This is a genomic window from Cohnella sp. CFH 77786 (genome assembly GCF_019400745.1).
In the GTDB taxonomy this organism is placed as follows: Bacteria; Bacillota; Bacilli; order Paenibacillales; family Paenibacillaceae; genus Cohnella.
This window is the reverse complement of the sequence record NZ_WJIB01000001.1, coordinates 22880-42167: the sequence shown is the minus strand read 5'-3', so window position 1 is coordinate 42167 and position 19288 is coordinate 22880. Positions and strand designations below refer to the sequence as shown.

22 protein-coding genes are annotated in these 19288 nt (G+C 58.9%); 18 read left to right on the top strand and 4 right to left on the bottom strand.

Going from position 1 to position 19288, the window contains the following annotated elements:
• Positions 1 to 369: 369 nt before the first annotated feature.
• Entirely contained in the window at positions 370 to 1008 is a 639-nt protein-coding gene (locus GE107_RS00215) for a biotin transporter BioY (RefSeq protein ID WP_219637391.1), read from the bottom strand.
• 102 nt (positions 1009 to 1110) lie between these two features.
• Here GE107_RS00215 and GE107_RS00210 point away from each other — a divergent pair, with 102 nt between their 5' ends.
• Positions 1111 to 1980 carry an energy-coupling factor ABC transporter ATP-binding protein gene (locus GE107_RS00210; protein WP_255570107.1) on the top strand — a complete coding sequence of 290 codons (870 nt, stop codon included), beginning with the start codon at positions 1111 to 1113 and terminating at the stop codon, positions 1978 to 1980.
• Complete coding sequence (locus GE107_RS00205; protein WP_219637389.1) at positions 1949 to 3676, top strand: ATP-binding cassette domain-containing protein; 1728 nt, start codon at positions 1949 to 1951, stop codon at positions 3674 to 3676. Before GE107_RS00210 ends, GE107_RS00205 begins: the two co-directional genes overlap by 32 nt.
• Here the strand turns inward: GE107_RS00205 and GE107_RS00200 are convergent.
• Entirely contained in the window at positions 3647 to 4873 is a 1227-nt protein-coding gene (locus GE107_RS00200; RefSeq protein WP_255570069.1) for an MFS transporter, read from the bottom strand. The two genes, GE107_RS00205 and GE107_RS00200, sit on opposite strands and share 30 nt — an antisense overlap.
• Positions 4874 to 5275: 402 nt before the next feature.
• On the opposite strand from GE107_RS00200, the gene GE107_RS00195 reads away from it, so the two are divergent.
• The 5 genes from GE107_RS00195 to GE107_RS00175 all read left to right on the top strand — a co-directional run bounded on the left by GE107_RS00195 (position 5276) and on the right by GE107_RS00175 (position 7906).
• Entirely contained in the window at positions 5276 to 5632 is a 357-nt protein-coding gene (locus tag GE107_RS00195) for a hypothetical protein (RefSeq protein ID WP_219637388.1), read from the top strand.
• A 211-nt stretch (positions 5633 to 5843) separates the two neighbouring features.
• On the top strand, positions 5844 to 6239 hold the full coding sequence (locus tag GE107_RS00190; protein ID WP_219637387.1) for a hypothetical protein: 396 nt from the start codon (positions 5844 to 5846) through the stop codon (positions 6237 to 6239).
• A complete protein-coding gene (locus tag GE107_RS00185) occupies positions 6239 to 6856 on the top strand; it encodes an NUDIX hydrolase (RefSeq protein ID WP_219637386.1) in 618 nt (205 codons plus the stop codon). Before GE107_RS00190 ends, GE107_RS00185 begins: the two co-directional genes overlap by 1 nt.
• A 10-nt stretch (positions 6857 to 6866) precedes the next feature.
• Positions 6867 to 7289, top strand: coding sequence for a metallothiol transferase FosB (gene fosB, locus GE107_RS00180; RefSeq protein WP_219637385.1), 423 nt, complete (start codon positions 6867 to 6869; stop codon positions 7287 to 7289).
• Positions 7290 to 7339: 50 nt separating this feature from the next.
• Positions 7340 to 7906, top strand: a complete 567-nt coding sequence (locus GE107_RS00175; protein ID WP_219637384.1) for a GNAT family N-acetyltransferase — start codon at positions 7340 to 7342, stop codon at positions 7904 to 7906.
• Positions 7907 to 7987: 81 nt separating this feature from the next.
• Here the strand turns inward: GE107_RS00175 and GE107_RS00170 are convergent, their stop codons facing one another.
• The gene (locus tag GE107_RS00170) at positions 7988 to 8893 is read right to left on the bottom strand and encodes a polysaccharide deacetylase family protein (RefSeq protein WP_255570068.1); all 906 of its coding nucleotides are present in this window, start codon (positions 8891 to 8893) and stop codon (positions 7988 to 7990) included.
• 16 nt (positions 8894 to 8909) lie between these two features.
• Positions 8910 to 10226, bottom strand: a complete 1317-nt coding sequence (locus tag GE107_RS00165) for an MFS transporter (protein ID WP_219637382.1) — start codon at positions 10224 to 10226, stop codon at positions 8910 to 8912.
• A gap of 299 nt (positions 10227 to 10525) precedes the next feature.
• Between GE107_RS00165 and GE107_RS00160 the strand changes: the two genes are divergently transcribed.
• The 11 genes from GE107_RS00160 (at position 10526) to GE107_RS00110 (ending at position 19285) form a co-directional block, all read left to right on the top strand.
• The gene (locus tag GE107_RS00160) at positions 10526 to 10816 is read left to right on the top strand and encodes an ArsR/SmtB family transcription factor (RefSeq protein WP_219637381.1); all 291 of its coding nucleotides are present in this window, start codon (positions 10526 to 10528) and stop codon (positions 10814 to 10816) included.
• A complete protein-coding gene (locus GE107_RS00155) occupies positions 10813 to 13290 on the top strand; it encodes a DsrE/DsrF/DrsH-like family protein (protein ID WP_219637380.1) in 2478 nt (825 codons plus the stop codon). The genes GE107_RS00160 and GE107_RS00155 overlap by 4 nt, the downstream gene beginning before the upstream one ends.
• 232 nt (positions 13291 to 13522) lie before the next feature.
• On the top strand, positions 13523 to 14179 hold the full coding sequence (gene eutL, locus GE107_RS00150; protein ID WP_219637379.1) for an ethanolamine utilization microcompartment protein EutL: 657 nt from the start codon (positions 13523 to 13525) through the stop codon (positions 14177 to 14179).
• A 20-nt stretch (positions 14180 to 14199) separates the two neighbouring features.
• Positions 14200 to 14670, top strand: coding sequence for a BMC domain-containing protein (locus tag GE107_RS26905; protein WP_219637378.1), 471 nt, complete (start codon positions 14200 to 14202; stop codon positions 14668 to 14670).
• An 18-nt stretch (positions 14671 to 14688) separates the two neighbouring features.
• A complete protein-coding gene (locus GE107_RS00140; protein WP_219637377.1) occupies positions 14689 to 16182 on the top strand; it encodes an acetaldehyde dehydrogenase (acetylating) in 1494 nt (497 codons plus the stop codon).
• A gap of 18 nt (positions 16183 to 16200) precedes the next feature.
• Positions 16201 to 16488, top strand: coding sequence for an ethanolamine utilization microcompartment protein EutM (gene eutM, locus GE107_RS00135; protein ID WP_123040136.1), 288 nt, complete (start codon positions 16201 to 16203; stop codon positions 16486 to 16488).
• An 8-nt stretch (positions 16489 to 16496) separates the two neighbouring features.
• On the top strand, positions 16497 to 17273 hold the full coding sequence (gene pduL / locus GE107_RS00130) for a phosphate propanoyltransferase (protein ID WP_219637376.1): 777 nt from the start codon (positions 16497 to 16499) through the stop codon (positions 17271 to 17273).
• Between the two features lie 16 nt (positions 17274 to 17289).
• Positions 17290 to 18150, top strand: a complete 861-nt coding sequence (locus GE107_RS00125) for a hypothetical protein (protein WP_219637375.1) — start codon at positions 17290 to 17292, stop codon at positions 18148 to 18150.
• A gap of 7 nt (positions 18151 to 18157) precedes the next feature.
• Positions 18158 to 18436 (top strand): EutN/CcmL family microcompartment protein, encoded by a 279-nt coding sequence (locus tag GE107_RS00120; RefSeq protein WP_219637374.1) that lies wholly within the window; start codon positions 18158 to 18160, stop codon positions 18434 to 18436.
• 24 nt (positions 18437 to 18460) lie between these two features.
• A complete protein-coding gene (locus GE107_RS00115; RefSeq protein ID WP_219637373.1) occupies positions 18461 to 18802 on the top strand; it encodes a BMC domain-containing protein in 342 nt (113 codons plus the stop codon).
• A gap of 3 nt (positions 18803 to 18805) precedes the next feature.
• Positions 18806 to 19285, top strand: a complete 480-nt coding sequence (locus GE107_RS00110) for a EutP/PduV family microcompartment system protein (RefSeq protein WP_219637372.1) — start codon at positions 18806 to 18808, stop codon at positions 19283 to 19285.
• Positions 19286 to 19288 lie beyond the last annotated feature (3 nt).

Here is a 19288-nt window from a genome sequence, read left to right as displayed (position 1 = left end):
CCATTTTGGCGGAATAAAGGCATTTTGTTCCTTAACTCGGTAGCATGTCCACCATTTTGGCGGAATAAAGGCATTTTGTACCTTAATTCGGTAGTTCTCCCGCCAATTCGGCGGAATAAAGGCATTTTGTACCTTAACTCGGTAGCGCATCCGACATTTCGGCGGAATAAAGGCATTTTGTACCTTAATTCAGCTGCTCGCCCGCCATTTTGGCGGAATAAAGGCATTTTGTACCTTAACTCAGCCGCTCGCCCGCCATTTTGGTGGAACTATAAGTCATTTGTTTTCACCACTAGGCGATGATTGATGTCACACTCGTGGGTATCCCACAGGATATCGAAAAAAGGGGCCTTGGGGCCCCTTTCGGCTTTACGGTTTTCTTTTGACGGGACGTACGGCGGGCAGAGAAGGCCGAAGGGCCGCGACGATCGCGGTTGCGGCGACCGCTTTGACGGTGTCGGCCGGAAGGAACGGGATCATGCCGACTCGGATCGCGCCCGCCAAATCGAGCTTATCGGATACATGTGCCAGCCAAGGGACGCCGGTAACATAGACGAGCAGCACGCCGAAGGCGAGCATGGCGAGAAGCAGCAAGATGTACCCGGCGGCGTTCAGCTTGCTCCGCCCCGAGAACAGCCGGTCGCTGGCCCAGCCGATCAACAGCGCGGAGACGGGAAACATCCAGATGAACCCGCCCGTCGGACCGAATACTTGGGCGAATCCGCCCGGACCGTTCATGAGGGGCAGCCCGACCGTGGTCAGGGCGACGACCAGGAAGATGCTCCAGAAACCGTATGCGGCCCCGAGCAGCCCGCCGGCGAGCATGATCGCGAACGTTTGAAGGGAATACGGGACCGCCGCTCCGGGGGACGATTTCACGAAGCTGGCCGCGATGAACAAGGCGGCGAACAGGGCGACGAATACGATGCCCCTGATCCATCGGCTTGCGTCTGCCGCGGATGAGCCGGAACGGGAGGGGGCGGGTGTTGCGGGGTTTGGCTTGGTCATTGTCAAATCTCCTTTCGAATGTTAACCTATTTTTCAATTATAGGTTAACAGATGGGATTGTAGCATGGGAATGAAGGATTTGGGAAGAGGGTTTAAGTGAAAATGGCGATGACGACCGTCTGCGGCAACGAGGATGAATCGATGAGACTGCGGAACGTATCGGTGTATGTTACGTTAGAATCCGGCGAAGCCGTTCCGCTCGTAGAGGAGATCGAGCTTACGATCCGCGCCGGAGCGTGGGTCAACGTCGTCGGCGTCAACGGAAGCGGCAAGTCCACGCTGGCCCGCTTGCTCGCGGGTCTGCATGCGGATGGGAGCGTCGGCACGATCGAGCGTGGATTCGCGGGAGACGTAGCGTCGCCCGTCGTGCTTCAGCGACCGGAAGCCCAGCTATTCGGAGAAACGCCCCGCGAAGAAGTGCAGTTCGCTCTGGAATGGCGGCAGGTGCCGCCGGAGCGTATGCCCGACATGATCGAACGTGCGCTATCCGAAGCAGGATTGAAAGAACTGGCGGATACGCGGTGGGAGAGGCTGTCCGGCGGGCAAAGGCAGCTTGCCGCCGCCGCGGCGGCTTCGGCGGCCGATTGTCCGCTCATCGTTTTCGACGAAGCGACTTCGATGCTCGATGATGCCAACCGGAGAATGGTGAAGCAGATGGCCAAGAGGATGCAGAAACAGGGTACGGCGATCGTCTGGGTCACGCAGAGACTGGACGAGCTGGAACCGGAAGAACGCACCGTGGCGATGGAGGGAGGCCGGATCCGATTCGACGGGGACAGCCGGACGTTTTTTTACGGAAGTCCGGGGAACCCCTCCCCTTGCGAAGCATGCGGACTTCGGCTGCCGTATTTGGCGGCGCTCGCGGCAGAGTTGAAAAAAAGAGGGCGGTTATCCGATCCTCTACCGGTTACGGAGCGAGAATGGCGAGAGGTGTGGGGACATGCGCGGAGTGGAGCGGGAGACGCTCGTTGAAGCAGGGTCGGGGGGAAATCCGGTTCCGCTGACGATCGGCGGGCTTCGCGGTCTAGACGGCGAGGAGGACGGCCGCGCCTCCGCGCTCTCCCTTACGCTTGTGCCCGGCACGCTGACGCTCGTAATCGGCCCTAACGGAGCCGGCAAGACGGTGTTCCTCGAGAAGACGGCAGGCTTGCGGGAACCCGAAGGCATGACGGTACATTACGGAGCTGAGCCGCTCTGGATCCGCGGGAAATGGACGGGCAAAGCGCGTTTGAACCCGAAGGCGCTCTCGCGCTGCGGGTATGCCGGGCAGTCGCCCGAACAAGGGCTCTTCCTGCGGTCGCTGGAGGAGGAGATTCGGTACTCGCTCCGGCCTTACGCGAAGGAACCGTCCTTGGACGCCGCATCATTGACGTCGCGGGCGTTGGAAGCGGTAGGTTGGGACTCGTCGTGGCTGCCGAAGGACCCCTACCGCATGAGCGGCGGGGAGAGGCGCCGTGCCGCGCTTGCCGCCTTGTTCGCGACCCCCGCGCCTTGGCTGCTATTGGACGAACCGACGGCCGGACTGGACCGGGAAGGCCATCGGAAGCTGGCCGATCATCTGTCCGCATTGAAGCGGGAAGGCCGCGGAATCTTGCTCGTCTCTCACGATTCCGATTGGGCGCTTCCGCTTGCCGATCGGATTCTGCTGCTTCATCCGTCGGGTGAAATCGCGGATTGCAGGCCGGAGGAACTGATCGCGAATCCGGACATGCTGGTAAGCGTTGGTTTGGAGGTTCCGGCATGGATGCGGATCGTCCGCATGGCCTGGATGGCTGGCGGAGGAGGTTTAGAGCGGTGGTGGAAACCGGCTGACGCGGCCGAAGCGCTGGTCGTCGGATCGGAGGCCGGGGGAAACCGTGGGGTTGAGATACCCGGTCAACCCGTAACGGGAACTTCAGACAGAAGGATAAGGGAGCCCCGATCACACCTGCACCCTCTGACGAGATACGACCCCCGCGCGATTTGGCTCGGGTACGCGCTTCTGTCCGCTGGCCTGTTTTCGCTGTCGACCTGGAGAGGATTGTTGGCGGGGGCTGCTATCGTCGGACTCGTGCTGACGGTCGCGAGAATCCCTCTCGTCCGGTGGAAAGGGATGATCCTCGGCTTTGTCTATTTCGGAACGGCATTGGCCGCTTGGGCGGCCCTGGACTTCACTCCGGCGAACGGAGGTCCGGTCGGCTGGGATTTCGAGGTGTTCACGGACACGCTGTTCCCTTTCGCGAGAACGCTGGCCGTCCTGCTGATCGGACTCGGGGTTCCGCTCGTCATGACTCCGTTATCGCTGCGAAGGGCGCTGGAGCAGCTTGCGATCCGGCAAGGCCGCGTATCGGCTTTCTGGCAGCGGGTCGTGCTCACCGTCACGTTGACCGTCCGCTTCGTTCCCGTTCTGCTCGCGGAATGGGAGCGTTTCGGAAGGATCTTCGTGTCGCGGGGCAAGGTGACCGGAGCCTCCCCGCGGAGCTGGTTCCGAAGGCTCCGGGGCATCACGCTGCCGCTGATGCTCGCGCTCTTCCGGCTGGCCGACGATGCGGCCATCGCTTTGGAAAGCCGCGGCGTGCGCGGGGACGTGCAACCGACGCGCGGCTCGCGGCTTCAGTGGCGATGGCGGGATACGGCTTTCGCGGCGGGGGCGGCCGCGCTAGCGGTTATGCTGTGGCTTGCGGACTGACGCGGTACGGAAGAAGACCGCCGAGAGAACCGCAGCCGTAAGGCCAAGCAGGCCTCCGAACCAGAATCCGGCCGCAAGCCCGCCGAGCGCGTTCAACCCGCCGGCCAAATAAGGACCGAGGAACATGCCGACCGAGTAAACGGACTGGTACAACCCCATCGCGGAAGCGCGCAGCACCGGCGGAAAATCCTGAATCGCCATGCCGAGCAGCAGCGGGAAATAGAGCGCTTGGGCGGCTCCATTCAGCCCTTGCGTGACGGCCAGTCCGCCGAGTGAATGGGAGTATGGGATGGCCGCGGTAAATAGTCCCGTGAGCAGGAACCCGGACAGGATGAGGCCTTTTGTGCCGAATTTCGGCGCCAGATAACGTCCCGCAACGAGAGAAACGGCCGCATGGGGAATCATGAAAGCCGCGACGATTCCGGTCAGCTGCGCCTCTCCGGCTCCCATCTGTACCGCTTGCAGCGGGGTAAACCCGAACATCGTAATAAACAGAATCCCATGGGCCAACAAGGAAAGCGAAGAGACTTGCCACAAGCCGGCGGATCGGAAAACCCGGCTGCGAAGCGAATGTGCATCCGTATGCCCAGCCGGCACGGCGTCCGATGCCGGTTCGCGGATCCCGAGCACGACAAGAAGTCCTGCAGCCGCCAGGACGATCCCCGCTTGGAACGCCGTGTCATACCCGCCCCAATGGGCAAGCCAGCCGCTGCCGAGCATGCCGGCGAGCTGGCCGGTAACGGTCAAGAATTGCAGGGTCCCCATCGCCTGGCCGGTCCGGTTGGCCGGATAGAAGGACGCGTACAGAACCGTGAACGGCACCCACGCGGATGCGCACAGTCCGGCGATGAGCCGGCCGGCGAGCGGACCTCCCCAAGTACCCGGCAGCAGGAACAGGGCGCAGCTGGCCGCGCCGGCCAGCATGCCTGCAATGAGAAACGGTTTCCGCCGCCGCATCGCGTCCGAATAGAGACCTAACGGCAACCGGACCGCGATCTGCGTCAAGCCATAGCTGCCGAGGATGAAGCCGATCAGGGCGACCGGGATCCCCCGGAATTCCAAATACGGGCCGAGAATCGGAACGTAAATATACATGGAAGCCCAGTACAGAATCGTTGCCGCGCTTAACAGAAGCAGCCGGTTTCCATGCCGCGTCCGCGTTTCGGTCCCCGCCGTTTTTCCCATTTCAGATTGCATGATCGGTATCTCCCCGCCCCGCCCGGAATCAACGTTAAATAGCTTTAATACCATTGATCCAGCCGAATTAACGTAAAATAAACCTAAATCGCGTCGGTGTTGAAAATCAGTCACCACCTGCCGTTCGCGAACCAGACAAAATGCCATTTTCGATAGGCCACACCCATCATACCAAGCAAGAGCAGGAAGACGAAAGACCGAATGCGCCAATTCGCCATTATGAAGATAACCGAACCGTATTCGTCTGGAAATATTTCATGATCGGCAAATCGTTCGGAAGCATTTACCTTGTTTGTTTACATACAAAATTGTGGCTATGCGGAGCAAACTGGCGGGGACTTGGGCGGATATATTTGGTAAAATGGAAAGAAACCGCTAGTCGTCGTAGAAGAGAGGTCATCCATGCATTCATTCGAGCCGCAGCAAACGTTCGAGCTCATCGAGCGAGAAGTGAAGTCACGCCTGGAGCCCCAGGGGTATACCATCACCAAGCAGGACTACCACCCGCACGTTCACGGAACGAGGTACACCGTTTTCGGCTGTCCGTCCGGCCACGTTCGTCTGACGTGGGACGGGAAGGCGGAAACGTTGATTTTGCGCGCCTATCGCAAAGGAAATCCGCTGGTGCGTACCTTCTTCATGACGTTTTTCGGCCGCTACGACTTGGATAAGCTGACTCACGAAGTCACGGCGAAGGCGGAGGAGCTGCGGTCTCTCTCGGAGGAACAGCTTGTCCGCAAGTTTACCGAGCGGCTCTGACCGATAAGGAACGTCAAACGGGTGGAGGTCGGAATGAGAAGTCTCGGAATCGGGTGGATATTGTTCTCCGTCGTGTTCGCCGGGCTCTTTGCGTTTCCGCAAGAGAGGGCGTACGCCTGCAGTTGCGCCGGCAGCGATGTCCGGGATCGGTTGGAGCGTTCATCCGCCGTTTTCGCGGGCAAGGTGAAGCAAATCGGCGGCACGCGAAGCAATGAAATCGGCCGGCCGCGTCCGCAAGTACCTGTTCGAGGTGGAAACGGCTTGGAAAGGCGTCAACTCTCGCAAAATGACTGTCTACAGCTATGCCGGACCTTCCGCTTCATGCGGATTCGAGTTCTCTAAAAACCGAAGCTATTTGGTTTACGCTTACCAGGCGCGGGAAATGCTTCAGACGAATTTATGCAGCGGCAACGTGCCGGTCGATCAAGCTGACCGGGACATCCGGTTGTTGGGTGCTGGCATCAAATTCGCCGACGGGAATGGCCTGAATCCGGGTACCCTGCTCGAAACCCGAACGCCGCCGGCCGTTTGGTGGGGAGCCGGAAGTTTCCTGTTGATCGCGGTTTCAGGGTGGATCTGGAGAAGAAAGAAACGGAGGATGTCCTGATGCAGTTGAAATGGTTGGAGTGGGCCAAGCAGATTCAGGCGATCAGCCAGGCCGGGCTGGAATATTCGAGGGATCCGTACGACCTGGAGCGTTTCCAGCTGCTCAGGGAGCTGAGCGTCGAAATCCTCTCGGAATATACGGACGTCGAAACCGACAAGATCAAGACGCTGTTCGCGGGAGAAACGGGTTATGCGACTCCGAAAACGGACGTCCGGGGCGTCGTCTTCCGGGACGGAAAAATTCTGCTTGTCCGGGAACGGATCGATGGCGCTTGGGCGCTGCCCGGCGGATGGGCGGATGTCGGGCTCTCGCCCAAAGAAGTCGTCGTCAAGGAAGTGAAGGAAGAGGCCGGACTGGACGTGACGCCTGTTCGTCTGCTCGGGGTGATGGACAAGAAATTCCACGAACACCCTCCGTCGCCTTGGCATGTTTACAAAATGTTCATTCTCTGCGAGATCGCGGGCGGAGAAATCCAAACGGGCATGGAAACGCTGCAGGTCGGTTTCTTCGGAGCGGACGAGCTTCCCGAACTGTCGACCGAACGCAACACGGAACGGCAGATCCATTGGCTGTTCGAAGCCGCACGCTCAAACGACAGGGAGGTTTGGCTGGATTAAGGAGAATGACATGAACATTCAGGGCATTAACCACTTCTGTTTCTCGGTGTCGGATTTGGATCGGTCCATCGCGTTTTACCGTGAAGTTTTCGGCGCGAAGCTGCTCGTCCGGGGGAGGAAACTCGCCTATTTCGATTTGAACGGATTGTGGCTTGCGTTGAATCAGGAGGATATAGACCGCAGCCGGGCAGTCAGAAGCTACACCCATATCGCGTTCACGATCTCGGACGAAGATTACCAGCCGCTGTTGGATCGGCTGAAGCAAGCGCAAGCGGAGATTTTGCCGGGGCGGCCCCGGGATGAAAGGGATAAGCGTTCGATCTATTTCCGGGATCCGGACGGGCATCTGTTCGAATTCCACACGGGGAGCTTGCAAGATAGGTTGGACTACTACCGGTCCGCTAAGGATCATATGGTTTTCCATACGGAATGAGATCGTCCTGCGATACATCGTTTTCGCAAAAGGAGAGGGGGGCGCGAAGGATGGCTTATTTGCACGGAGAACGCATTACCCTGAGAGATTATCGGCTTGACGATATGCCGCATATCCGGCAGTGGGTGAACGATGCCGAAATCACGGGCACGCTGCACGATCTGTTTCAATATCCGCAAACCGTTCACGACACGGAATCCTATTTGAACATGATGGTGGAGAACAAATCGGCCGACAATAAGGGGTTCGTCATCAGTTTCAAGGATTCGCTCGATTACATCGGGCAAATCGATCTTCACCGGATCGACTGGAAGAACCGGTCGGCCTCCCTCGGCATCGTCATCGGCAGAAAGGATTGCCTGGATCAAGGCTACGGGAGCGAAGCGATCGGTCTCCTCCAGCGTTTCGCGTTCCATTCGATGAACCTGAACCGTCTCGATCTTGACGTATACGAGTTCAACCTGCGAGCGTACCGATGCTATTTGAAGTGCGGTTTCCTCGAAGAAGGCCGCCGGAGAAAAAGCCTTTTCCGCGAAGGGAAGTATTGGGACGTCATCCAAATGAGCATTTTGAGAGAAGAGTGGGAGCAGAGGAAACGGGCTTCGTCGAAGACCTGAGGGCCGTCGTCGGTCCTCTGCCGCTGCGCGGAATGGGAGCAGCTGCCGGAAGGCTTCCATCGGAAGATCCGGCAGCTGCTGTCAGAACAGGGATCTCAATAAGGAGGCCGCGGACTTCAGTCTCGGCCTCCTTAAATTCGCCCGCACGTACCGGTAATCCGTGAGCGTCACGCCGGCGTCCCGAAGCGCGTAGGCGAAATCGCCGTCCAGCATCAGCTTGTATTCCCACACCCGCTTCTCCCAGTGGGGGATGTTCCGAAGCATCCACGGATCCTCGGCGCCCGGGTGAACGTAGGTTTCCACGACCCCTTCCGGCAGCCGGTACAGCTTGTCGATCAGCGATCGCTTGAATGACTCGTACGTTTCCCCTTCTTCGATGACGAAAGGATGGCTGAGCAGGTAGTCGGGTACGCAGACGCCCAGCGTATCGGCCAGCGCTACGACTTTGCCGACCGTTTTATGGACGTTCGGTATGGAGGCGAGAAACCGGTCGCCGGGGTCCACGTATCGGAAAAGCCGGAAGGGCAAACCCCTTCTTGAACAGAACCACAGTACGGCCGGCAGGAAGCTGCGTCCCGTTTCCAAGCCGTACAAGCTGCCCATGTGGTTGTCCGCATGAGTGACTTCGATTCCGGCTTTGCCGACCGCCTCAAGCTGCGCCAGCATCTCCGCCTTGACCGCGCCGGCGTCCGCCCGGGTTTCGAATTCCTTCACCGTCATCGGCAGGTTCCCGCTGCCGTCGTGAAGCGAAGGGTGACCGGTCAAGCTGGGCCATCGCAGAACGGCAAATTCGCTCGTAAAGGTGAGATGCAGCCCGATCGGAACGTCCTTGTTCTTCCGGCACCAGGCTGCAGCCTCCTCGAATGCGGGAGCCGGGGTCATGATCGTGGCGGACGACACCTTCCGTTCCTCGAGGAGATGCATGATGGCTTGGTTCATGGCTGGGCTTTGGCCGAAGTCGTCGCAGTTCAAGATCAAATATTTCAAAAAGGGGACCTCCTCGTTAGGCGATCGGCAATCCCGGTTTCCGATCCTGATTTTTCGCGGAGCTGGACAAGTCATCCTTCAAGAGTAAGGAGATGAAGAAGGATATAGCCAGCAAACAAATCGGGACGACGCAAATGAGCACCCGGAAAGCCGTTTCCGGATTCGGACCCGGATTGTCCCCGTTCACGTAGCCGTACATCATCCCGACGATCCAGAACGCGACGGCGGAGATCAGTCCGCTGGAACGCGTAATGAACCCCCCGACGGCGGAGTAAATGCCTTCCCGCCTGCGTCCCGTTCTTTCGGCATCGCGGTCGACGATTTGGCCGCTCAGCACCGCAGGGGTTACCAGAAAACCGGCCAATCCGAACCCGACGACGATTCCGGCCGCAATGCCGCTTCCGAGATTCGTCCCGAACCAGAGGGGAATGGCGGATAAGCCGTACACCAGAAACGAGAAACGCCAGCTTATGAGTCCGCCGAATTTCCGCACGATCATATACCATACCGCAACGAGCGGGATCACGGGAACGAAGACGGACGCCAGAAGAACCGAAACTTGCGTGCCGGGAATGTGAAGGACATACTTCGCGTAGAACGGAATCATCGCTCCAAGCAACCCATTGACCGTCTGGGCGAACGAATTGGCAATGTTGAAAATCCAAAATTCTTTGTTTTTCAAAGTTTCCCGGAACGCATCCGTGAATTTGAGCGGAGGAACTTTGCGGGCCTCTTCGTCTTCCCGGACCGAAACCAGCAGAAGGATCATGAACAACGCAAAGATCAAGGACAAGATGATCGACATTTTCCCGTAGCCTAGCGCTTCATAAATCATCGGACCCAGGACGCTCGCGAGCAGAATCGCCAGGATTTGAAAGCCCTGCTGGACCGCCGAAGCTTTCGCCCTCAGCCGATCCCCTTTGAACAGCTCCGGAAACAGCGCCCCGTAGTTGACCCATAAGATGGTCGCAATCCCTTCAAACAGCAAGAATCCGGCCACCAGCCAGATGAAGAGGCCGGTTTGCCCCAGGCCGGCCGGCGGAGAGAAAGAAAAAATAAAGGAAGCGACGAAAAGCGGAATCGCGACGGCGATCCAAGGTTTCCGCCGGCCGTATCGGGTATTCGTCCGGTCGGACCAATATCCCATCATCGGATTGTTGACCGCATCCCATATCGAGTAAATCGTCTTGCCGATCGCGAACAAGCCCGCGGTCAATCCTAACACGTCCACGTAGTAAAACTGCAGGAACGCGGAAAACGCATGGCTGGGAACCATCATGGCGAACATGCCGAACGCGTAAGTTATCGGCGAATTCAGAAGCCTCTTGTTCATGGAACGAACCTCCACGGATCGGGATGATTATCTTGGGTACAACGCTTCCGGATTACCAATTCGACCGACTTCCATCATTTCCTTTTTTTTCGACTATTCCCCGGCAATGTGCTCCTTATCTCCGGCAGGGAAGCGGAGCAGGCTGAAGTTACTATCAGGTGCGTGACGTTGAAAACCCTTACAATAGAGTGTATTCCTTCATAAGGCAAGCAATGAGTACCCTGACCTATGATTTGCAATTTTAATCGCAATATCGTAATATAGCGATAAACAAATTCATTATTTGAGGTGGCCCTGATATGGATAACAATTTTAAACCGTTCCACGAGGCCTCCGATATATTGAAGGCCCTCGCTCATCCGGTTCGTCTGTGCATCGTCAAAGGACTTCTCAAAAAAGGACATTGCAACGTCGGATACATGCAGGAATGCCTGGAGCTTCCGCAATCTACGGTGTCGCAGCATTTGCAAAAGCTTCGCAGCTTCGGGATCGTCACGACGGAACGCAACGGACTCGAAGTCTACTACACGATCGCTGACGACAGAGTGAAAGGAATCATCAAGATTTTCTTCGGGGAGGATGAAGCATGAGGAAGAAAGTGTTAATCGTCGGCGGTGTCGCCGGGGGCGCTTCGGCCGCTGCAAGGCTGCGCCGATTGGATGAAGAAGCGCACATCGTGATGTTTGAGAGAGACGAGTACATTTCTTTTGCCAATTGCGGGTTGCCTTATTATATTGGAGATTCCATCAAAGACCGGTCCAAATTGCTCGTTCAGACGCCGGAAGCGATGCAAAAGCGCTTTAATCTCGATATCCGGACAGAGAGCGAAGTAACTCGCGTTGATCCCATCTCCAAAACCGTGCGAGTGAGCAGCAAAGAGCGCGGGGTTTACGACGAGAGTTACGATTATCTCATTTTGTCGCCGGGAGCGAAGCCGATTCGACCTGCCTTACCCGGGATTGAAAGCTCCAAAATCTATACCTTGCGTAACCTTGCTGACACAGACCGCATGAAAGATCGGGTCATCGGATCGAATACGAAATCGGCGATCGTGATCGGCGGCGGATTCATCGGAGTGGAAATGGCCGAAAATCTCAAACAAGCCGGACTCGATGTCACCTTGGTCCAATCCGGGCTGCAGCTGCTCACGCCGTTCGATATCGAGATGTCCCATGTTCTGGCCCAAGAATTGGAACAACATGGCGTGAACCTTCTTTTCTGGGACCATGCTCAATCTTTCAAGGAAACGGGGGAACAAATCCAGGTTGAATTAGCCAGCGGAACAACCTTGTCGGGCGACATGGCGATTCTGGCGATTGGCGTTGCGCCCGATACCGCCTTTTTAAGAGGCAGCGGACTGGAACTCACTCCCAAAGGCCACATCGTCGTGAACGATAAGCTGGAGACGAATCTCGAAGGCGTGTTTGCCGTTGGCGATGCGGTGGAAGTCGTCGACTTCGTGAACGGAAACAAGACCGCGATCCCTTTGGCCGGTCCAGCCAACAAACAAGGACGGATCGCGGCGGATAACGTTTGCGGCTTGGGTACGGTCTATAAGGGTTCGCAAGGAACATCGATCATTAAAGTTTTCGGCCTGACGGGAGCCGCCACCGGCAATAACGAGAAGACCCTGCAGCGTTTGGGTATTCCTTATCATGTCACTTACGTGCATCCAAGTTCCCATGCTTCTTATTATCCAGGGGCCGCCCCCCTTACGATCAAGCTGCTTTTTGATGCTGCGGGCACCGTGTTGGGCGCTCAAGCCGTGGGATCCGACGGCGTGGACAAGCGCATTGATGATATCGCGGCCGTTATTCGCTTGCGGGGGACGGTGAATGACCTGACCGAGCTCGAGCTTTCCTATGCGCCGCCCTATTCCTCAGCCAAAGATCCGGTCAATATGGCCGGCTATACGGCGGAAAACATTCTTGCCGGGCGAACGCAAGTTTTCTTGCCCCGGGATTTGCAATCCCTTGACCCGGATAAAATCATGCTGGTGGACGTTCGTTCGGAGATCGAGCACCGAAACGGCCACATTCCCGGCTCCCTCCTCATCCCCGTTGACGAACTCAGGGGACGCTTGAGTGAATTGGATCCTCATAAAGAGATTTGGGTATATTGCCAAGTCGGTTTAAGAGGATACACCGCATCCCGAATTCTACAACAGAAGGGTTATCGGGTTCGGAATTTGAGCGGCGGTTACAAAACGTATAAAATGGCAACCTACGAGCCATCAGGCTGCAAGGCGAGGTTGCCGGCTTCAGCGATGATAGATAACTACCGTCAACAAGCGGCTGCGGGAATTGAGCAGCAAGAGCGAGTCATTCGTGCCGATGTCGAACTGGATGCTTGCGGCTTGTCCTGCCCGGGGCCGCTTATTGAGGTAAAACAAAAAATCGATCCATTGGCTAAAGGTCAGGTATTGCGCGTGATCGCCTCCGATCCCGGGTTTTATGAAGATATTCAGGCTTGGGCACAAATGTCCGGCAATGAAGTGATCCATGCAGGCAAGACGCAAAGCGGGATGATTGAGGCTTATTTAAGAAAAGGTTCCCCGGTTGAGCCTTCCGCTTCCGGCCCGGCAACAACCCGTTCGGACGGCAGCTCCATGATCGTGTTCAGCGGCGAACTGGACAAAGCCATCGCTTCCTTCATCATTGCCAACGGAGCGGCAGCCAGCGGAAAAAAAGTGACCATGTTCTTCACCTTCTGGGGGCTGAACGTGATCCGGAAGCCGGAGAAAATACCGGTGTCGAAAAGTTGGATCGGCCGAATGTTCGGGGCCATGATGCCTCGCGGCAGCCGAAAACTTCCTCTATCCAAGATGAACATGATGGGCCTGGGCAGCAAAATGATCCGGGGCGTCATGAAAGGCAGCCATATTTCTTCGCTGGAGGAATTGATGGAGACCGCGATCCGGCAAGGCGTCGAAATGGTCGCCTGCCAAATGTCCATGGACGTGATGGGGATTCGGAAGGAAGAACTGATCGACGGGGTCAAAATCGGCGGTGTCGGCTACTATCTCGGCAAGGCGGATCAATCCGGCATTAATCTGTTTATTTAAGATCTTGATTCCTGCGGTTTGGATTTGGCAACAGTCTCCAGCTTAGCTGCCGCAGGTTTGGCGATAGTTGATAGCGCTTGCAAAAAAACGTTCGATCGTTTACATTAGAGGCAGCAGCAAAAAATCATAGACATGAAGGCAATGACGCCTTTGGTAACGGGAGCGGGATATCCGCTCTCCGAGCCTTGGCGTCTTTTTGCGTTCCGTCGAAACCGTTAGCGAGGTGAAGGGAGTGGGGGTGCAGCCGATCCGCGCCGTGCCGCTCGCGGTTCGCGTCATTCCGAACGTGGACGCGGCGCTGGCGAGGGAATTGGAATTGGGGCCGGGCATCCGCAGCCTGGGGTTGCTTACCTCGAGCATCGACGACGTCGGCTACACCGCCGTCGACGAAGCGACGAAGAAGGCGGCGGTGGAGGTCGTATACGCCAAGTCGTTCTATGCCGGCTCGGCGCACGCATCCGGACCTCTGTCCGGCGAATTCATCGGTATCCTGGGGGGAGAGTCGCCTGCCGAAGTGCAGAGCGGACTTGAGGCGGCGATCGCGCTGATGGAGAACGGGGCGTGCTTCTACGCTTTGAACGCTGAAGCTACGCACGCGTATTATGCGCACACCGTTTCGCGAACCGGTTCGTATCTGTCCAAAACAGCCGGAATTCGGGAAGGAGAACCGCTTGCCTACCTGATCGCGCCTCCGCTGGAAGCGGTGTACGGCATGGACGCGGCGCTGAAGGCCGCGGACGTCCGGCTTTGCCGGTTCTACGGCCCTCCGACGGAAACGAACTTCGCCGGAGGCTTGCTGACCGGCAGCCAGTCGGCTTGCGCCGCGGCGGCAGAGGCGTTCGCCGACGCGGTTCGGAGCGTGGCGGCGGAACCGAGAAAGTTACGCTAATAGGAAGCGGGTGAGCGAAGATGGATGCCCAGCAATCCGCGCTAGGCATGATCGAGACGTGGGGCGTGCCCGCCCTCGTCGCGGCCGCGGACGCGGCGGCGAAAACCGCGGATGTCCGGGTTACCGCCTATGACAAAGCGGACGCCGGACTCGTGACGGTCTACATCCGGGGCGACGTCGCTTCCGTGAAGGCGGCGGTGGAAGCGGGATCGGAGGCCGCACGCCGGGTCGGCAAGCTGATCTCGGCGCATGTGATTCCTCGCCCGGATGCGGGAATCGACGCGATGATTCGGCCCGATCCGGGGGGGACGGCGCCGGCATCGGCTCGCGGCAACATGGCCGGGAGCGGAATGCCGGATTTGGACGCCCTGCCGGTACAGGAACTGCGCAGATTGGCGCGCAGCACGCCCGGTTTTCCGCTCCTGGGAAGGCAGATCAGCACCGCAGGCAGGGCGGAGCTGCTTCGTCTGCTGAAGGAGAAGCAAGAGTAATGGGGGTGAAGATAGGGCATGAAGCTGGACTCCGACCTGCAATCGATTCAGGAGGTCAGAAATTGCCTCCACGAAGCGAAGGCGGGGCAAAAGCAACTGGAGCGGATGACGCAGGCGCAGGTCGATGCGATCGTGAGGTCGATGGCGGAGGCGGCGGAAGCGGAAGCCGAGCGCCTCGGCGCCATGGCTTCGGAAGAGACGGGATATGGCAAACCCGCGGATAAAAAGGCGAAGAACCTGTTCGTCGCGCGGGAGGTCTACGGGTCGATCAAGGACATGCCGACCGTCGGCATCATTCGCCGGGACGAAGACCGCCGGGTGTGGGAAGTCGCCCAGCCCGTCGGCATCGTGGCCGCCATCATCCCCTCGACGAATCCGACGTCCACCGTCATTTTCAAATGCTTGATCGCTTTGAAAGCCCGCAACGCCATCGTCATCAGCCCGCATCCCGGAGCGGTCCGCTGCTGCCTGGAGACAGCGAAGATCATGCGGCAGGCGGCGGAGAAGGCGGGCGCGCCTCCCGGGCTCATCCAATGCCTCTCCCAGCCTTCGATCGAGGCGAGCGGCGAGCTGATGAAACACAAGCTGACGGACCTCATTCTCGCCACCGGCGGAACGGCGATGGTCAAGGCCGCCTACAGCTCGGGCAAACCCGCTTACGGCGTCGGACCGGGCAACGTCCCGGCGTACGTTCACCGAAGCGCGGACCTCGCCAAGGCGGTTCGGCTCATTCTCCAGAGCAAGATGTTCGACTGGGGCACGATTTGCGCTTCCGAACAGGCCATTGTCGTCGACCGTGAGGTTAAGGCACGCCTGGCGGAGGAATTGAAGCGACAGGGCGCCCACTTCCTGAATGAGGAGGAAAAGCGCAAGGTCGCTTCGGTCATCATGGCGGGCAAAGGGCTGAATCCGAAGATCGTCGGCAAGTCGCCGCAAGCGATCGCAGGAATGGCAGGCGTCTCCGTACCGCCGGACGCACGGGCGCTCGTCGCGGAAGAATCGGAAGTCGGTCTGGATTATCCTTGGTCGGTGGAGAAGCTGAGTCCGCTGCTCGCGCTGTACACGGTGAGCGATTGGCAGGAAGGCTGCCGCCGATGCGTCGAGCTGCTGGAACTCGGCGGACTCGGGCATACGCTGGGCATCCATTGCGAGGAACTGCCGGTCATCGAGGCGTTCGGGCTGGAGAAGCCGGCGTCGCGCATCGTCGTCAATTCGGGCACGACGTTCGGCGGCATCGGCGCCACGACGGGAATCCAGCCCTCCATGACACTGGGTTGCGGTTCGTTCGGCAACAACATTACGTCGGACAATATCGGGCCGCAGCATCTGCTGAATATCAAGAGGGTCGCGTTCGGCATCCGGGAAATGGAAACGCCGGCGGAGGCGGAAGCCGTGCATTCCGCGGCGGACAAAGCGCTTCAGACGCTGCAGGATCAAGGCAAGCTTGGCATTACCCGCGAGGAAGTGCTTAAGATCGTGCAGAGCGTTCTTACGGAATTGCAGTTTAAATAATCAGAGGAGGAATCATCAATGGCAGGAGAACTCGCGGCATTGGGCATGGTGGAAACGAAAGGACTGGTGGGATCGATCGAGGCAGCGGACGCGATGGTCAAGGCGGCCAACGTCAAGCTGATCGGCAAGGTCCATGTGGGCGGCGGCCTCGTCACGGTCATGGTCCGCGGAGACGTCGGCGCCGTCAAGGCGGCAACCGACGCGGGAGCCGCGGCGGCGGAGAAAGTGGGCGAACTCGTCTCCGTCCACGTCATCCCGCGTCCGCACGGGGATATCGAATTCATTCTTCCGAAGCTTGAAGGTTAAGGGCGCCTATGGCGCTGATCACGGAAACGCAGCTTCGCGCCCGGCTGGCCGGCGGCATTCCGAATCCGCTGCCGGTCGCGGAGGACGACAAATTGACGCCGGCTGCGGCAGACTTTCTGAGAAGCCGCGGCATCGAAGTGAAACGGACTCCGAGTCGTGCGGCGAATGCTCGCCCGTTCGATTCCGATGAGGACCTAGGCATTCCCGTCGGGGTATCGGCCCGGCATGTCCATCTCTCTCCGGAGCATGCGGAAGCGCTGTTCGGTCCCGGTTATGCGCTGACGCCGCACCGCGAGCTCTCGCAGCGGGGCCAGTTCGCCGCCATGGAGACCGTTACGCTCGTCGGTCCGAAAGGTTATCTCCCCGGCGTTCGCATTCTCGGACCTTCCCGGGGCGCTTCGCAAGTCGAGATTTCCCGGACGGACGGGTATGCGCTGGGGATCCAGCCGCCGGTCCGGTTGTCCGGCCGCCTGCAAGGAACGCCAGGCGTAACGATCGTCGGCGCGCGTGGCACGGTCGTGCTGAACGAAGGGTTAATCGTCGCGAAGAACCATGTCCACATGTCGCCCGAAGACGCGTCGCGCTTCCGGGTCGCAAGCGGGGACAGCATCATCGTCCGGACGTCCGGGGACCGTCCGGTATGGTTCGCGGACGTGGTCGTCCGGGTGAGTCCCGCTTACTCCCTCGACTTGCATCTGGATACGGACGAAGCGAATGCCGCTTCGTTGCGAACGGGGGACACCGTCCGCATGATCGGCAAGAACGGGGAAATCCGGGGTGCCTGAAGGAGGCAGCCATCGAATGGAAATCAAACGATTGGCCGAATCGATCGCGCGCGAAATCGTTCGCGAGCTCATCGGCTCAGGGTTGACGGCAACGGGGACCGCGCCGCCCGAACCGCCCAAAGTGCTCTACGTCTTCGCCGACAGCACCGCGCACGAGGCGTATTCCGACGATTTCATCACCCTCCGGAACGGAGGCATCGCGTTCGACCTCCTGTTCCTGGACGGCGATACGTCGGCTTGGCTTGGCAAACACCGCATCGAAAGCGGGGGCCCGGGCAAGGTGATCGCGGTCGACGAATTCGCCCCTGCGCCGATCGAGGTTCCGCTCGAATACGACGGCATCGTCATCCCGGAAATCGATTTGGACAGCATGGGAAGGGCGTCTCTCGCCATCCGGGGAACCGTTCTGTCGGAGGTCATCTTCGCCGCTCTCGTAACGGGCAAACCGGTGCTCATCGGCGAGGATGCGTCCGGACTGAAACGGGCGGACCGGCGCACGCTGAAGACGTTGACGCTTCCGAAGCCGTACCGCAATCTGTTCGATTACTACAGGCACGAGCTTGCGATGTACGGGGCTCGGTTCGGGCCGCGGGCGCAGCTGGCGGAGATGGCGGTTCGCGAGTGGGGGACGTCCGCGGCAAACGCGGAGCAGGCGGCGGAAGGTGCGGAGAAGCCGGCGTCTACCTTGGTGACGGCGGAGACGGAATCCGAGCTTCGGTTCGAAGGGAGGCTCGTTGCGGCGGAATGGGTGGAGCGGCGGCTCAAGGAGAAGGCATTCACTCGGCTGACGGTCGGGCATGGCACGATTCTGACGCCCCTGGCGAAGGATCTGCTCAGAGAGAAAGGCATCACGGTCCATGTGGCGGACGAGAGGTGATCATTTCGTGTTTTTAGGCAAAGTCATCGGGAGCGTATGGGCCACCCAGAAAGAGGAAGGCATGGACAACCTCAAGCTCATGATCGTCCGTCAATTGGATTTCACGGGCCGAGAAGAAGGCCAGACGGTCATCGCGGCCGACCGGATCGGCGCGGGCGTCGGGGAGAAGGTCATCGTTTCCCGGGGAAGCCCGGCCCGCATCTTGTTCAGCGGCAAACAGGTGCCGGTGGACGCGATGATCGTCGGCATCGTCGACAGCTACGAGATCGGCGAGCAGACCGAATAGGACGGCCTAAAAGGAGACGCGCGCATGGAGCAGGAGAAACAGAGGGTGATCCAGGAGTACGTGCCCGGCAAGCAGCTGACGCTGGCGCACGTCATTGCCAATCCCGATCCGATTCTCTATACGAAGCTCGGCATCGAGGAAGCGAGCGCCCTCGGCATCCTTACGCTTACGCCGACGGAAACGGCGATCATCGCCGCCGACATCGCGACGAAGGCCGCCGGTGTCGGGATCGGCTACCTGGACCGCTTCACGGGTTCCTTGGTCATCGTTGGGGAAGTCGCCGCCGTCGAGACGGCGATCGAAGCGGTGAACGTTTTTCTGCAAGAGAAGCTGCAGTTCTCCACTGCTCGCCTGACGAGGTCTTGACGGATGAAGAAGATCATGATCATCGGAGCCGTCGGGGCAGGGAAATCGACCTTGGTGAAGGCGCTGTTCGGGGAGAAGAAGCCCGCGGCCAAAACGCAAAGCCTCGTCTACCGCGATTGGATGATCGATACGCCCGGCGAATACAGCGAGAATCCGCTGTATTACCGTTCGCTGATGGCCACGTCGCACGAAGCGGCCGCCGTTCTGATGGTGCACGACGCCACGCGCCAACGCAATTATTTCCCGCCGGGGTTCGCGAGCGGTTTTCCGGTGCCGGCGCTCGGCGCGGTGACGAAAACCGACCATCCCAAGGCGGACGTGCCGCGCGCGATTGCTTTGCTCAGGCAATCGTTGCCGGCGGCGGATATCTTCCTGACGTCCTCCGAAACGTCGGAAGGGATCGGGGAATTGAGAGAAAAGCTGCTTTCCCTTGTGCAAGATCACAAAAATAAGGGAAATACGAGAGAAGGGGATCACGAATAGTCC

Coding starts and splice junctions, on each gene's coding strand:
- GE107_RS00205 (WP_219637389.1), top strand. CDS start 1,949: ATGCGCGGAGTGGAGCGGGAGACGCTCGTTGAAGCAGGGTCGGGGGGA.
- GE107_RS00140 (WP_219637377.1), top strand. CDS start 14,689: ATGAAGCTGGACTCCGACCTGCAATCGATTCAGGAGGTCAGAAATTGC.
- GE107_RS00185 (WP_219637386.1), top strand. CDS start 6,239: ATGCAGTTGAAATGGTTGGAGTGGGCCAAGCAGATTCAGGCGATCAGC.
- eutM (WP_123040136.1), top strand. CDS start 16,201: ATGGCAGGAGAACTCGCGGCATTGGGCATGGTGGAAACGAAAGGACTG.
- GE107_RS00210 (WP_255570107.1), top strand. CDS start 1,111: ATGGCGATGACGACCGTCTGCGGCAACGAGGATGAATCGATGAGACTG.
- GE107_RS00125 (WP_219637375.1), top strand. CDS start 17,290: ATGGAAATCAAACGATTGGCCGAATCGATCGCGCGCGAAATCGTTCGC.
- fosB (WP_219637385.1), top strand. CDS start 6,867: ATGAACATTCAGGGCATTAACCACTTCTGTTTCTCGGTGTCGGATTTG.
- GE107_RS00115 (WP_219637373.1), top strand. CDS start 18,461: ATGGAGCAGGAGAAACAGAGGGTGATCCAGGAGTACGTGCCCGGCAAG.
- GE107_RS00215 (WP_219637391.1), bottom strand. CDS start 1,008: ATGACCAAGCCAAACCCCGCAACACCCGCCCCCTCCCGTTCCGGCTCA.
- GE107_RS00110 (WP_219637372.1), top strand. CDS start 18,806: ATGAAGAAGATCATGATCATCGGAGCCGTCGGGGCAGGGAAATCGACC.
- GE107_RS00155 (WP_219637380.1), top strand. CDS start 10,813: ATGAGGAAGAAAGTGTTAATCGTCGGCGGTGTCGCCGGGGGCGCTTCG.
- GE107_RS00200 (WP_255570069.1), bottom strand. CDS start 4,873: ATGCAATCTGAAATGGGAAAAACGGCGGGGACCGAAACGCGGACGCGG.
- GE107_RS00195 (WP_219637388.1), top strand. CDS start 5,276: ATGCATTCATTCGAGCCGCAGCAAACGTTCGAGCTCATCGAGCGAGAA.
- GE107_RS00190 (WP_219637387.1), top strand. CDS start 5,844: ATGAAATCGGCCGGCCGCGTCCGCAAGTACCTGTTCGAGGTGGAAACG.
- pduL (WP_219637376.1), top strand. CDS start 16,497: ATGGCGCTGATCACGGAAACGCAGCTTCGCGCCCGGCTGGCCGGCGGC.
- GE107_RS00175 (WP_219637384.1), top strand. CDS start 7,340: ATGGCTTATTTGCACGGAGAACGCATTACCCTGAGAGATTATCGGCTT.
- GE107_RS00165 (WP_219637382.1), bottom strand. CDS start 10,226: ATGAACAAGAGGCTTCTGAATTCGCCGATAACTTACGCGTTCGGCATG.
- GE107_RS00160 (WP_219637381.1), top strand. CDS start 10,526: ATGGATAACAATTTTAAACCGTTCCACGAGGCCTCCGATATATTGAAG.
- GE107_RS26905 (WP_219637378.1), top strand. CDS start 14,200: ATGGATGCCCAGCAATCCGCGCTAGGCATGATCGAGACGTGGGGCGTG.